Annotated in this window: 14 protein-coding genes; 3 read left to right on the top strand and 11 right to left on the bottom strand. The window is 58.8% G+C overall.

The window, feature by feature from the left end:
- Window positions 1-89: 89 nt before the first annotated feature.
- The 4 genes from IC232_RS33200 to IC232_RS04045 form a co-directional block, all read right to left on the bottom strand.
- A complete protein-coding gene (locus IC232_RS33200; RefSeq protein WP_190843634.1) occupies window positions 90-305 on the bottom strand; it encodes a helix-turn-helix domain-containing protein in 216 nt (71 codons plus the stop codon).
- A gap of 21 nt (window positions 306-326) precedes the next feature.
- Entirely contained in the window at window positions 327-1,220 is an 894-nt protein-coding gene (locus IC232_RS04035) for a DnaB-like helicase C-terminal domain-containing protein (RefSeq protein WP_190843635.1), read from the bottom strand.
- A 328-nt stretch (window positions 1,221-1,548) separates the two neighbouring features.
- Window positions 1,549-2,334 carry a hypothetical protein gene (locus tag IC232_RS04040; RefSeq protein ID WP_190843636.1) on the bottom strand — a complete coding sequence of 262 codons (786 nt, stop codon included), beginning with the start codon at window positions 2,332-2,334 and terminating at the stop codon, window positions 1,549-1,551.
- A 93-nt stretch (window positions 2,335-2,427) separates the two neighbouring features.
- Entirely contained in the window at window positions 2,428-4,953 is a 2,526-nt protein-coding gene (locus tag IC232_RS04045; RefSeq protein ID WP_190843637.1) for a MobA/MobL family protein, read from the bottom strand.
- Between the two features lie 272 nt (window positions 4,954-5,225).
- On the opposite strand from IC232_RS04045, the gene IC232_RS04050 reads away from it, so the two are divergent.
- Window positions 5,226-5,813 carry a hypothetical protein gene (locus tag IC232_RS04050; RefSeq protein WP_190843638.1) on the top strand — a complete coding sequence of 196 codons (588 nt, stop codon included), beginning with the start codon at window positions 5,226-5,228 and terminating at the stop codon, window positions 5,811-5,813.
- Between the two features lie 83 nt (window positions 5,814-5,896).
- Here the strand turns inward: IC232_RS04050 and IC232_RS04055 are convergent, their stop codons facing one another.
- Window positions 5,897-6,529: a cell wall hydrolase gene (locus IC232_RS04055; protein WP_190843639.1), complete on the bottom strand. Its 633-nt coding sequence runs from the start codon at window positions 6,527-6,529 to the stop codon at window positions 5,897-5,899.
- A 646-nt stretch (window positions 6,530-7,175) separates the two neighbouring features.
- Between IC232_RS04055 and IC232_RS04060 the strand changes: the two genes are divergently transcribed.
- Window positions 7,176-7,883 carry a LysM peptidoglycan-binding domain-containing protein gene (locus IC232_RS04060; RefSeq protein ID WP_190843640.1) on the top strand — a complete coding sequence of 236 codons (708 nt, stop codon included), beginning with the start codon at window positions 7,176-7,178 and terminating at the stop codon, window positions 7,881-7,883.
- Window positions 7,884-7,946: 63 nt separating this feature from the next.
- Here the strand turns inward: IC232_RS04060 and IC232_RS04065 are convergent, their stop codons facing one another.
- Both IC232_RS04065 and IC232_RS04070 read right to left on the bottom strand, forming a co-directional pair.
- The gene (locus IC232_RS04065) at window positions 7,947-8,435 is read right to left on the bottom strand and encodes a DUF2867 domain-containing protein (RefSeq protein ID WP_312895102.1); all 489 of its coding nucleotides are present in this window, start codon (window positions 8,433-8,435) and stop codon (window positions 7,947-7,949) included.
- Window positions 8,436-8,513: 78 nt separating this feature from the next.
- Window positions 8,514-8,741 carry a hypothetical protein gene (locus IC232_RS04070; RefSeq protein WP_190843641.1) on the bottom strand — a complete coding sequence of 76 codons (228 nt, stop codon included), beginning with the start codon at window positions 8,739-8,741 and terminating at the stop codon, window positions 8,514-8,516.
- 2,220 nt (window positions 8,742-10,961) lie between these two features.
- Between IC232_RS04070 and IC232_RS04075 the strand changes: the two genes are divergently transcribed.
- Window positions 10,962-11,948: a hypothetical protein gene (locus tag IC232_RS04075; RefSeq protein WP_190843642.1), complete on the top strand. Its 987-nt coding sequence runs from the start codon at window positions 10,962-10,964 to the stop codon at window positions 11,946-11,948.
- A 198-nt stretch (window positions 11,949-12,146) separates the two neighbouring features.
- Here IC232_RS04075 and IC232_RS04080 read toward each other — a convergent pair whose 3' ends face one another.
- The 4 genes from IC232_RS04080 to IC232_RS04095 all read right to left on the bottom strand — a co-directional run bounded on the left by IC232_RS04080 (window position 12,147) and on the right by IC232_RS04095 (window position 13,888).
- A complete protein-coding gene (locus IC232_RS04080) occupies window positions 12,147-12,503 on the bottom strand; it encodes a hypothetical protein (RefSeq protein ID WP_190843643.1) in 357 nt (118 codons plus the stop codon).
- 45 nt (window positions 12,504-12,548) lie between these two features.
- Entirely contained in the window at window positions 12,549-12,992 is a 444-nt protein-coding gene (locus tag IC232_RS04085) for a hypothetical protein (protein WP_190843644.1), read from the bottom strand.
- A gap of 140 nt (window positions 12,993-13,132) precedes the next feature.
- Entirely contained in the window at window positions 13,133-13,387 is a 255-nt protein-coding gene (locus IC232_RS04090) for a hypothetical protein (protein WP_190843645.1), read from the bottom strand.
- Between the two features lie 69 nt (window positions 13,388-13,456).
- Entirely contained in the window at window positions 13,457-13,888 is a 432-nt protein-coding gene (locus IC232_RS04095) for a hypothetical protein (protein ID WP_190843646.1), read from the bottom strand.
- Window position 13,889 lies beyond the last annotated feature (1 nt).

Raw genomic sequence — 13,889 nt, forward strand, 5'->3', positions numbered from 1 at the left:
CCCTCTCTGCTGGTAGGTGGCGGGCCACCCATGATTCGTGAACGGTTCTCAAATCAAGACCGGTCATCGATCTATAGCCCGGTTCCGAATTATAATGAAGTGCAAACGCGCTTTAACACGGGCACATGAACCAGGTCATACCCAAGAGCATCGAGGTAGCGGCGTATCGACCGGTAGGTTGCCGCCTCAGGGTTCGCCTCAAGGCGGCAGATCCAAGGCTGGCTGGTGTTCAGCCGTGCAGCCATGTCCCGCTGGGACAGGCCGGCAGCGGTTCTGAGGATAGCCAGTTGAGGCGCCTGGTGCATCGTGATGAGCCTATGGCCAGCCTAGTGGCTGGTGATGTCTTTAAAATGGGGGCCGGCAGATCGGTCCAAAGCGAATTGAGGGGTTCCGATCCCTCCAATATCGATCTCGTCGGTGATGTTGCTGACGATGGTTTCCATCCAGGCTTCGGCAGAATCCTGATCCCGATGCAGAATGAGGAACAGGTTGGAAGCGGTCAGGGCAGAGGAACTGTCTCGGCTCCGCCCCTTGTCGTCGAGCTGGCAGGTCATAAAAATCGGGATATCGGCATCGACGCTGGTGGCCTGAAGCGTCTGGGCAACCCTGGTGCGGTGCGTATCGACTGTCTCGCCCTTTTCGCGGCCCTGGATCAGCTGCCAGAAGTCAATCAGGGCTGCGACGATGCCGTGCCGCCTCCGGTGATACAGGATCTCGTGCCTGAGATCCTCGACGGTCATGGAGGTATCATGGACATAGTGGCAGTAGCGCTTCATCGGCGGAAGGGCGGCGATCCGGTCCTTATGAGTGGCTAGATCAAACGCTTTGCATCCGACACGTCGGGCCGTCTTAAGGGCCTCGACCTCTGTGCCGCCCCTCTCCAGACAGGCCATCAGGTGCGGATGCCCCGAGAGCTCCATATTGTAGCTGATGGTCGAGCAAAGAACCGTTTTGCCGGTCTTGCCGAACGCTCCCAGCATGGTGAGGGTGCGGGGGTGCAAACCGCCTCCGAGCCGTGAGTCGAGGGCGCGCAGTCCTGTGGGTATCCTGACCTCCTCCTGACGGTCCAGGCGGGACAGCAATTGTCTCTGTACCTCGTTGGCGCTCAGCGATCGCCCGGTTGGGGCCTCGCTGACGAGATTGTCGGAAAGGCTCTTGGTGACATCCCGCCATTCTCCAACGGATTTGTCTTCGAGCTTTTTCAGGGCCTCACGGGTCAATGTTATGGCTCTGCCTCTACTCCGGTCCTCTGCAATGATACGCGCTTGACGGATAAGGGCGTCGACGTTTGCCGATGCTCGATGGGCTAGCCGGCGGGGAAGATCCTGATCCTCAAGAAATGTGGATGCGTTGATGCGTCCGAGCGTTGGGTCGTGACCTTCGGAGACGCTTTCCCGGATCGCAGTCCAAATCTGGATGTGATCGTCCTGGGTGAAGTCATTGGGATTGAGAAATCGCACTTTCGCATAGAGGCTGGAATCACGCAGAACTGCGCCGAGTATTTCTTCGTAAGGATTCATCATAGCAAACTGCCCCGGTAGGCTTGGATCAGCGGACGAGGACGCCAATGTCCTGGTGAATTGTCGGGACGGGCATTCCCGGCGGGGGAAGCTCCAGTCGGATATGCCCTGTGCGCTGGCGGAAGATCCGCCGCCGCTCACCCTGGGGCCAAGTGCATGAGGGCGCGGAAAGGTCAGCTCCATCAGGCGGGGCCTCCCAGCCGATGAACTCCGTCTTTGCCGCCTCCGGATTGGCGGGCCTGACATATTTGAAGACGACTGACGGCTTCGGGACGCGGAGAGAAGCTGGCGGAGTGCTTGGTGTGCGCTTCAGCCAGGATAGGATCATGGCGATCGGTTCGGCAGGTTTGAGAGGCATTGCGTAAGCAATCGCCTGGACTAACCGATCATGCCCGTGGGCGTGGGATAGCCAGTGATAGTCCTTTAAGGCCTCCTGCTCGGTTCGGCCGAGCGCGATCAGATCGCGGACAGCCCGGCCCCGCGGTGTGTCGGCATTGATCTTCTCCTGCTTTCTGGCGAGGCTCTCGAGGTGCTTGGCGACCCGCTGGTCAGCCCTTGGGTCCTCAATCTCCCAAGGTGCAGGCTGGCTATCCTTGTCCTTGAACCCGATGCGTCCGGCATGGATGGTGAAGAACTCTTCGAGATCCTTTTTCACCTCTTCGAATACGAGCTCGGAAACCTTGCACACAGCGGCGGCCTCGTGGCGGCTGATACTCCGTCCCCTCTCAGCGAGGGCCGCTGCGAGCCGTATGGCCACGACAATTTGCTTCTGACCTTTCTTTGAAAGATCCACCAGCGCTTGCGCGTCAAACATTCGTGCTGATTCCAGATCGAGGAAGGTTGATACCCGCCAAGGTATCAACCCTCTCCCGAATTACAAGAACAAAACGAGAATTAAAGTGATGCGCTAGCGACCCTTGCCGCGATTGCGGTTCCTCTGGGCGATGATTGCGCGACGGCGAGCCTCCCGATCGGGCACCGGCTGCTTTTCCGCAGGGGCTTGCTCAATGGCTTCCGGTTTACGCTTTTTCCGCTTCTTGAGATCTGTCATCGCATCAGCCGGAGTTACTGGAGGTGCAGTCTGGACAGCCGGTTTCTTGACTTCATCCACCGTAGGGGCGGGTGTGACCTTGGTCTTGGTAGTTGCCAGGGTCCCCGGGCTCTCACCGATCGCTCTTTCGATAGTGGCAGGGCTCGGAGTGCGGGGCTTATCTACAGAGGTAGCAGGACGCTCAGCGGGGGATCTTTCTTCGGTCGATTGCAGGGTTGGATCTGACGGGCGCGCCTGGATCTCGGCCGGCTTCTGGGCAGCAGCCGGGGGCGCCGGGGCTGGAGCCTGCTGAGATGGCGCTGCGGGAGAAGACTGGCGCGACGGAGGGGCGGGGGCCTTTGGGGTACGCACTGGCTTTTTGCCGACGTTCTTCGGGTTGAAGAAGTTCTTGCCGAGGTACCGGTCGATTGCCGAGGTCTCCTCCACCTTCTTGGGTGCTTCTGGGAGTGGGTCTGATAGGCTGCTCCGCTTAGGAAACAGCTTTGCGGCCATCGCCTCAATGTCCTGCATTGTCATCCTTGGAGCGGCTTTTCGGGCCCGTTGCGCCGCACTCTGCAACGGAGCTATCGAGCCTAGCATCTGGTCGAACATCAGCTTCTGGAACTGTTTGACGTAGTCAGACTGGATTTTTGCGATCTTGACAGCTTGCTCGCGACACTCGGCCCCAAACCTGTCAGTGACTGCCTTGAGCTGTTTCACTTCAACCGCACGGATCTCAGCGGCGACTTCGATGAGGATTCTGTCCACCTTTGTGCGCTTCTTAGGATCCTTCAGGCGGGCTCTCGACACCATCTTGTCGGCCACGAAGTTAGCAGCAAACTGAGCGGCAGTCCCCGAGATGACAAGAGCATGGAGATCAGCGGCCTTCCGCATGGCGGTCTGGAACGCACCGGTATCAGGGTGTTCCTCCGAAAAAAGCCGAGTTAGGAAGAAGCGGTTTTTGTAACTGGCTTCGACCATATCCCTCGCTGCCTTGGTCGCCTGGCGCTGGGTGTCTGCGGCAGCGGCCTCCCATTGCTGGCGAGCTGCCTCGATACCTTGCTCCGTGACCTGGCCTTTGCGCTCCTTGGCGTAGATCTTCGGGTCGATCCGCTTTTTAGCCTTCTGAGTCAGGCCCATGGCTTTGTAGGAACGGTGATCGTACCGTTTCCTACTACCGGACTGTTCTAGAACCTTGTTAAGCGTATTGCAGAAACGGCGGCGCTCGGATCCAATCCAGGCTAAACTATTCATCTCCCTTACTCGCTCTTGCATGAAGGGGCGCCGGGTTCGCATATTTCGGCTTTGGGATTTGAACGTCTCTACGATTTCAAAATCCCACTTCCACGAGCCATTCGCTTCATCTTGGATCTTCTTTGCTGGACGTTCACTAAGAGCGATGTGGATATGGTAGTTGCGGGAGTCATTATGTTGGTCAGGAGCATGAATGACAGCCCAGTATGGTAAACCTTGCCGCTCGAACTCCTTACAATATTGCTTGGCCAACTGGAGCCGCTGAGCCGCGGTAATCTCATGCGGCAACTCAGCAATTATTCGCGTTTGAACTCTTCCTCCACGACCTAGGGATACCTTTATTGCGCCGTCGGTTTGGAAATCGCCCATACTATGCGCGAACTTGAGGACGGCGATCGCTTCTTCGTCCTTGAGCTGTATTTCATAGGGGCTAACTTCACCCATGCTATGCTTGATCGCATTAGCTAGGGGCTTTGGTACTTCATGCCCAGCCTTAGCGTGGCGCTCGATAGCCGCCCAAAACTCCGATCCCCGAAAGGGATTGATGATGAACCGGTGGTCCTTCGGGCTCCGTTCTGCTTGCTCTAACTTTTGCCAGAAGGAAAGACGGTCGTCCCGAGTGTCTCCGATGTTGCCAAAGGACGAGATAACAATGGCATTCTCCTCCTCGTGCTTCTCAGAGGCGGCGTCCCTCTCAATATAGGTTTGCGCCGCGTGAGCCCCTTGAGCGTGGTGGCTTCCTGCGAACCTAGCGGATTCAGGATCGACAAAGGTCTCCGCGGCGCCCTCTCGCTCTATGTAGCTTTCGTGCTGTGCCGCGCTGCCTGAAGGGGCGCGGCCAGCATATGCCGCAACCGTGTGATTAGTCTTGGAAACGGATGTCACAGAGAAATGGAAGGTAACTCCGCCCGTATCCGGAGCCTTCGGGCGGGATGCCACCTTGAACGCCATCGACGCGTTGAAATCCCTGGCAGATCGCAGCCCAGGGGTGCTGAACGCCTCAACCAGAGCCGCCAGGTTCTTCGATGAGGAGCTACGGCGTTTTAGCCGTTCTTTGGCCCTACGCTCTGCTTCTGCGATCCTGCTGGACATTGCGAGCGAGCGCGCCAGATCTCTTCGGACAATGTCCTGGGCTTCTTCTTCGGTCATGGTGTGATTTGAGTTCGTGACGGGTGAGGCACGTATACCACACTCACCGAGTTACATGACACTACAAGTATGGTTTAATTCGCCTTTAGATTTGCTGGCCCTTTTTGGGTCCGCTGGCTGGCCCGTTTTGTCTCAGCATATCTTGACGAGAGATCAAAATTTCTGAACCCGCCGCAGCGTAAAACATTGTGCCTATTGAACATTGGGGGTCGAAAGGTGGTTGCGCTGGTGCTGATTACAGATTTTTAACCACACTTCGAAGAACGGTTCACATGTTTACCATCCCGGAGATTCAGCTTTGTGGGCTCCGAATTAAAGCGTATAAGGATCGCGCTTTGAAAGAGCATAACAATCCCAAAGTAGGGGCAACCAGGAACATGGGAAATTCACTTGACGACAGTATAAAGAGCTCTGTCTTCCGGCCGATCGCTGTAAGTGGAAACCTTGCTCGGCTCACCGATGCAGTTTCAGCGGCTAGTGATTTGCTGCCGGGAAAGTATCAACGATTTGATCTCGATCGATTAGAAGAGGTCTTCGGGGATCTACCAAAGTTCAGAGCGGGTTTTAACCTTTCTGGCCGAGTCCTCGAGATGAAGCATGGGCGCAATCTCCGAATTGCGATTGCGACAACTGAGGCGATGGACGAGATACCAGACGCGGGCGCGTGCGAGATGACAGTCCTCGTTCGGGATCCGGCAAAGTGTGAGGATATGATGTCCTTGCTGAACATAGGTGATCTGATCGAAGTACGTGGAAAGATCGTTCCATTCGCGTACTTGGAAGACAAAGACGAAGAGCGCGTTGTGTCGCTGACTCTCGTCGCCAGTCATATTAACGTGCTGGAAACTGCGCAGGGATGAACCCGTAGCGCATCTGGTCCTTGAGGAGCATAGCTCCCGGGATGTTCGCAAGGGGCCGCCGGTGGGCGGCCTTTTTGCGTTGCTCAATCGAGGATGACGAGAGAAGTGAATTGCAGCGAGGCGAGGCGCAAGGTTGTGAACGTAGGCGCACGATCTGCCTGGGGCTCGCCCCTGGTATAGAAGGCATTCCCGCCGGCCACTACCAAATAGCGTGCATCCTTGTAGGGAATCCGGAAACCCGCCGTATGGAAATACAACGATCCAGCAACGCTCTCGTGCCTGGCGCCGTTCATAACCTGGGTCGCGGCGGCTTGGGCTCTGGCAAATCCGGGTTCCGGAGTGTCTCTGGTGAGGACGCCATCCGCGAACTGGTGCCGCTGACCGACTACCTCGCAGATCGTTGAAGGGTACTTGGGTGACGCGACACGGTTCATAACGACCGTTCCGACAGCTATCATGCCGTCGGTGCTGTTCCGATTGCTCTCGAAATACATCGCACGCGCGAGACATTCGTGCTCGCGTGGATCCTGATGTGCGACCTTCTTCGGTGTCGGAAGAGCAACCTTTGGAGCTGGTGCTGTGGGGGCTGGTAACGCGACCGGTTCCACGACCCCAATCTGCTTCAGGATCGAACTATGACAGGCTCCCAGAGCCAGTGTGATTCCAGCCGTCAGGGCCAGTCGCGAATAAGTGGAATGATTTGCGAAATAGGTCATGCACCCTTTTACCGCAGGGGCGCAAGCGAACGCAAATTCGGATTCATCTATTTTTAATTCATCACCCAGATCACGTTTTGGAGCGGAGGCAGTATGGCTCCCTTACAGATTTGTGAGTGCCATTCTAATGCGGGTCGGGAAACTCGTTCGGCTTGAGGTTGAGATGTTTGAGGCCAAGCGACCGGCGTAACTGAGGAATGAGAGTTCGCTAGGTCTGGAGGTGAGGGGCACTGCATTCCGGAAGTGGGGCTCTGCCTGCGGCGCTGAGGCTACATCCAGCCCTCATCTCCGCAGGAGCTTCAATGTCCAAGTTCCGGCGTTGCGGATGCAGAAAAGAAACATTCTATTGATCCTGCTGAAACGGGAAAGCAGTCACAACAGACTGACTGGGGAAGACCGGGCAATCTGGAAAGCTCCCAGCAGGGGCTCCTCTACGGAATACATCTGAAAAGAGCCTACTGGGTCAGGAGCAAGCTTCCGAGGCGCTTTCGAGGGCGTCCCTATAGCAGGTGTCGGTGTCACTGCGGTCGGGCAACGAATTTCGCCGGGGCCGGTTATTCATCCGAAGTTCTGACCCGTTGCAGGCCTTTGGCGCCCTTAGGCAAGGGCATCATGGCCTTGGCGACGCCGGACACAAGGAAACCTTATGAGCCCTCGTTATCGCCTTCACGTCTCCCTTGCCCTTGCGCTCGTTGGCACCAGCCCGGCATGGGCGCAGCCATCCTCCCCTTGTGGCGATGCAATTAAGGTGGGCCGGTCAGATACCATCAGCAGCATCGCTGCCCGCTGCGATATATCCGAATCCGCCATCCTGCGGGCCAACCCGGCGGTTGAGGGATCCGATGATCTTCGGGTTGGCCGGGAGCTGAAACTGACCGCCTCGACTGGTCAGCCGACAGCCGAGCGGCTGGGATCGGTTGCCCGCGAGGCCGGCAGCGCGCTGAGCGGAATAGCGAAGGATGTCACGTCGTCCGTGGACAGCCTCCTCGACAAGAACCCAGATCTGCGCCAGCGGCTTAGCGGCATTGGGGACCGCATCAAGTCCACGAACGTTGATGTGAGCAAGGCCGAGGTCTCGCTTGCGCCTGGGAACGGCACAGTCGGCACAACGGTAACGGTATCCGCCAAGGGGCTTCCTGCCAATACGGCGGTGGTCATCGGCGGCGGAGCGCCCCGGACCGCCTACGAGGTTCTCGAGGAAGCGAAGACAACGGCGGGCGGGACCCTTAACGCGACCGTGCGAATTCCTGATTGGAGCACCGGGCAAGAGCGGTTTGTGGTGACCGTCGCTGCCGAGGAGGCAGAGTGGAAGATACGTTCTGCTCCCCTTCAGATCACGGGCACCAAGCTCTAAGGGATCTACGGTCCGGCAGGTGACGCGAGCCGGGGATGAGGTATTGGAACGAAGCCCCTGGTCTCATTTCCGGCCGACTTGCGCCAGCATCGCTTTGACAATCACACGGTGGAACGGCTTCACCGTGGCCAGATAGACGCGGCCGAGTCGGTTTCTCGTTCGCACAAAAGTCGTTGCGGTGACCCGCTTCCCGCTTGCCTCCGGGGCAACTTCGAGCACCACTCGGAAATCGAGATGGGCATCGTCGAACCCCATCACAACCTGATCCGGCGACGCGCTCACGATCGGGAAGATTCCAATCCGCTCGGCCCCCGCCGGTGGTCCACGCTTGAGACCAAATGGCGTGACGGCGAGGTTGCGTAGCACGAGGAGGCCGCTCACCCACCTGGGCCGCCGTTCCATCATCCGCCGGGCCGCTTCAAGCGCGTTGAGGGGTTCGGCGACATGGATGGAATAGGCGTCGGTGAAGTCGGACCCTGGGAGGGGCGTATTGACTGGAGTGGTCGGAGCAACGGCTTTGTTGATGATGATCCCCCCTGTCAGAGGCGGCACTCAAACCGGGTTCGGTAAAGGTCCGCCTCCAGCCATGGGCCTGAATAGCTCGACGGCATCAACGCTGAGAACATACCACTAGGTAGGCCGCCTCGGATCGTTCCCCAAACCCAGGACAGCGAGCAGAGCCTCCGGAACAGGTTCCTGGACGAGTTGGGCGTAATCGGCACGCAGGATCTCGCCCAGCCGCCTCATGGTTGAACTCTTGAGACCGGGGTCTGAAGGCGGAGGGCCTTCCCCGCCGGTACCGCTTGGCGCCGATGCCAAGGCCAGCGCGCCTTGAACCTGTGGTTCTGCTTCACCCATGGGTGTCTCCGTCTGGGTCCTCTGAACAGTTCGGACCCCACCAAAGGCGGAGCATTCGGACGAAACTTGGGCAGCCCCTTGTATCCGCCACATGCAAATTTGCAGACAGCGGCCCAGAGTGAGACGGAGATTCAGGTCTGAGCGGGCGTGATGGTCAGCCGAAGGTCGGGATCGGCGGGGCAGCCTTGGTCCGTTGGTTCGGGTCCAATCCCAGGCGGAGATCGCCTCGGTGGACGTCGACCCCTGAGACTGGGAGGCGGGTAGATTAGGGAGGGGCCGAATGGCCCCTTAAACGTGTCGGCTGATGCCGCGGCGGTTCTCGCCGCGTCTATTCTCACGGTCACAGAGGCTGCTTGTCAGCCTGGCCGAGTTGCTCCTGAGAGCAGCGCAGGCCGAAAGAGCATGCGGACGCTTGTCGACCGCCCGCAGCCGGAGCGTTCTGCGACGGCAAGTATTCACATAGTAATCACGATGGACGCGGGTTTCGCGTCCGGATTGCGAGGCGTGGTTGCAATGAGCAACCTCGAGCCTCGCTCCTACCCGGCCACGATCCCACTGGATCGTGCGCTTTGGGCTCACCCAAAGCGCGCCGGGACAGCCTCGCAGAGACCAATGTAAGAGACAGCAAATCTCGATGAACCGATAGGTGCATCAGATTTGAGGTATTGGGCCCCTAAAAAATATCCTGCCCCTAAACCTCCCTCTGGACCCCTCCTGTGTGGGGTCTGTTGGCTTCAGAGGTATCCGACAGCCGCAGGCTATGACCGTCGGCGGGGTAGGGTGATCCGGGACGTGAAACGGGGCCTGTGGCCCCTCCCGGGCTGGAAGAGGGCCCCTTTTGAGCCTTGTCCTGCCTCGATCGGCCTCCAGGCCGCTCCTAGCGGGTTTGGGGGCGCGCACACAGTGAGAGCGCGTCTCATTCTGCCGCTGAAATGTATTCCGGCAGCACAAACTGACATGAATACGCTCAAGCTTAATCGCGGGGGAACACCCGCTGTTATGAGTTACGCTGAGCGTCAAGCTTAGGATGTGTAATCAGGCCAAGCAAAAGAACCATGGCGTTCTGTGAACGCTCAACAAAGAGGTTTTACTTCGCCCGTATGCAGTGCGGCCGGTGAGCTGGCGAGTTCGGCCGGGGCGCTGGGGAGATCCGGGAGTTGCGGCGACCAGGATCGACCTATCCTGTCGGCCGAAGGACGGTCAGGTGTGGGACGGGATCAGACCTGACATTCGAATGGAAGGTTCGTGTTTGCTGAGACCTTACCTGTCTCCGATCTGCTGCTTCCTGGCCGGTAGGCTGTGGAACTGGCGGCTCGATCGCCGTGTGGCTCCCGAGTGGTCGAGGGCTGGAGGTCGACAGGCACAGGCGGCAGGTCTGCTTGTGGTCCGACCTGACGCTGGCCGTGACAGGCGGGGACGGACGATGCCCTTTCCGTCCAGCTGTCGCAGCGCGATCCGGCGAGGGTAGGGCATGTGCTGTGATCCATGCCCCTGCCTGTTCTGGCCTCGCTGGTGCTGGTCGGAATCCTTTGGTCTGTAAGGGGTTCAGCGCGGAGTGTCAGCCGGAGGCTGCCGATGACCTGACCTATAGAGGAAAGGTCTCTCAGTGCCCGTGACCTGACATTCGGCTCCGGCGGGATGTCAGGTCTGAAAATAGCCCAGACCTGACATCCCTGACAGGCAGGTGTGTCAGGCGAACGCCCCTGCGCGGCTGCCGCCCCGGCTCTGGTGTCTGGCCATATCCGCTGTCAGATGAGCCGGATGAAGCTCCTGCCGGATCTGGTGAGGTCTCCAGGCGTATCTTCGATCTGTGCGGTCTGACTGACGGGGATCTATCCTCGGACGGTTCGGTTATGAGAGGAACCTGTCCGCGGCCTTATCGGGGCGTCAGGTCGAATTACTGTGGATATCTTACACACTCATAAATCGTGTAAGGTGGATGCCATTCGACAATCTGACATGCCTTTTACTTGCAAGGGCAGGTGCGCGGTTTTCGACCACCTGCCCTTGTCCCGTAAGGCTTAATCGTTAGCGCGACCTGTCCTGCCGCTGCCGGTAGGTCATGTGGGCTTAGCTCCAAAAGCTGACCTGTCCCGTCAGGCGGAGCGGTCCCTTCTGCCTGTCCCTTCGTTGAATCTTGGCCGTAGCGATGGTAGCGTCCGGTTTAATTCGGAGGTGTGAGTCTTAACTCGCGCCTCGCTTCAGGTAAGGACGAGAGGCTTGATCATGGGCGCACCGGCGGCCGCGGCGGTTTCCAAGGGCTCTGCACGCAAGCAGGGCAAGAAGTATTTCTGGGGCTCCGAGCGCCCGGGCGTGCTCAAGCGCCGTGTGCAAATTCGCATGGAGCAGCTGCCGAAGAAGATTGAAGAGGTCGAGGAGCGTGTTGCTCGCTTTCGGGCTGCCGAGATGGCGAGGGTCGAAGCCGAGCGGCTCTTCCTGGAGGATCAGAAGGCGCTCTTGCACGAGCATGAAGAGCTTGTGAGGACGAAACGGTTTCGACCTGTAAGCAGCTATCAGGTTGATTTGAGCGGGTATTCAGATGCCGAGATTGCGGCTGTAAGGGCCAGGAACCCGGACGCTGATGAGGAGGCGATCTTCCGCATCCTTTCCAGGATGCCGAGGCAGGCCTCGCGATCGAATGTGTCAGAAGCCTCTGTAGGTGAGGTATCTGAGGTCCGCCCACAGAGCGATGCCCCTAAAGTGGTTCCGCAGCAGGATCTGAAGACTGTTGTCGGGGGGAGCACTGACGACCGGGTACAGCCCGAGGCTGTTCCTCAAGGTGTTGTCTCTCCTGCGGTGAATCGTGCCCCGGTCCATATCGAGGCGTCGGTGACAATCTCGCCTGCAGCCGATGAGAAGGCGGGCGATCCCTTTAGCGATAGCGACTGGTCCGACTTCAATCCTGACGAATGGATCGAAGGCGATGACTATCCGGAGCATCTGTATGAGGCGGTCCCGGACGGTGTGAGCTACCGCTTGCGACGCCGCACCGATCTGGAAGAGCTCCCGAAACGGATTGAGACACCGAAACTCAAAGAACTGCGAGACCGGGAGGAAGAGTTGGATCGACGAATGGATGCTCTTATCGAGCAGCATGGCCGAAACAGCATGCTCTGGTCGCAAGATGTAAGGGATGAGGTCGTCCGGCTGGATCAGGACATGACTGAGGTCTCTAAACAACTGTGGGCTGAACTGGCAGTTCAATAACTGGGGTTTGTGGAGGCGAGCATGAAAAAGGCCCCGTGGGGCCTTCCTTCGTCCGTCAGCTGATCCTTCTCCGAAAGAAGCTCTCGCCCCACCAGGTGCTAAGGTCCCGATAGCTGTCGCGCTTGAGGAGGAGCCCCTTCCAGGGGAACCGCTTCCTCGGGCGTTTGACGGTAATTGACATTCCTCTGATCCTCTTTCTTAGGCGGCGATATCAACGGCTTCGTCCTGCCAAATACCGCAATGCGGTCCGCAGGCGCGGCAGGGCTGTTTCGGCTGGGCGGTAATAGTGGCGACCTCGGCCTCGGCGGCTTCGATCGCGGCCCACAGGGTCGGGTGGTAGCGAGCCTCCGGCACCCGGCGCGGATAGCAGCCGGTGTTCCAGCAAACCTCCCAGCGCTCGATCTTGCCGTCATCGCCGAAGAGATCCGTTCTCAGGACATAGACGATCTGGTCGCCTGGCGTCCGGCTGCCGAAGTAGGTGTCGTGGCTCATGCCGGTGGAGATCCGGTCGGTCCAGATGAGCGGGGCCGGCTTGTTGAGCGATGCGGCGGTCATGCCGTTTCTCCGAAGTCTTGAGGATGCAATGGGGAGCGGGACGGCTCAGGCTGCCAGTTGCTCATCCTCGCAGGGGATGAAGACGTAGTGGGCGGTGACCCCAATGCCGTACTCGGCCAGTTCCGTGATGAAGCGGTCGAGGCCTTCGGTCATCTCGTCGGTGGCCGGGGAGAGGAACGGAGCGCCGTCGCCGTCAAGCGAGTACCAGGCGTCATTGTTGATCAGGTACTCCTGGGTGCCATGATCGATGTAGAGGGTGTCGAGCAGGTGGATTTCCTCCGGGCCCTGCCAGCCCGTCATGTCCTCGGCCTCTTCCCCGAAGCGGGCGGCGACGGCGATCTCCAGGCGCAGCTTCTTGCAGATGTAGTTGAGCCGCTGGGCGAGGCGCTGGTGGAGGTCGCGGGCGAAGGCCGTCTTGCAGGCAACAGCCTGGGCCAGAACCTGGATGCGAATGCCGGACAGGGCTGTGTAAAGCTCGAGGTTGTCCATCGCCATTTTCCTTTTCGGGGATTTTTCGATCATCTCTTCACAATCCAACTCGAGAATTGAGATGAGCCGAGATCCAAGGCGATGGGGTTTGGAAATCTGAGCAAAAGGAAAGCCGCCCCTTGTGAGGGCGGGTTGGTTTGTCAGGCGCCTTCGCCTACCGGGAAGGCAGGACGCGGAACGACCCCGCGGGCGTAGACCGCTTCCAGGTCAGCGAGGAACTTGTCGCCGTACTGGAGGGAGCCGACCGCGTGGATGTAGCGGGCGTAGCGCTGGCGATCGAGTTCGTTACTGAACTCATGGTCAGCGGCCGTGCTGACATCGAGGAACTCGCTGACCAGCGTGTCGCGATCGCTGCGGATGGTCTTCTCGAAGGCAGTGAAGCGCTTGATCCGCATTTGCGATTTCCTTTCGGGGTTTTGTCCGATCATTGGTTCGTGGACATGTCCCGAAAGGAGACGTTGCTTTTAACCGGAGAACCCCGGCAGATCGACATGGTAGGGGGCTGGGTCATTGCAGACGAAGCCGCCACCCGGAAGTTTCCCGTCCTCCATATATCGCTTGTGCTGCCTGTTGCAGCGGTCCCTCAAGGTGCGGCTGTAGCCGATGGCCTCAAAGAACGCTTTCGGACTGTCGTGATCGACCAGCGTCCCGTTCGCCTCAAGGAAGGCGTGCTGGATCTCGTGCTTGATCACGTCGCCGCCAAAGATCTGCTCATAAATCTTGGCGTGGATCTCGGCCTCAACCTGTTCCTGCTCCTTGGCAGTATAGCCATGGATCAGGCACTGGCGGCGGAAGCTATCGAGGGCCCGGAGGTCCCCGATGGTTTCGGTCCTGATCCGGTGCACGGTCCCTTTGGGATCGAGCACGTAGTAGATCGAGATGAAGTGATCGGCCATG

Source organism: Microvirga sp., assembly GCF_014699075.1.
Lineage (GTDB): Bacteria > Pseudomonadota > Alphaproteobacteria > Rhizobiales > Beijerinckiaceae > Microvirga.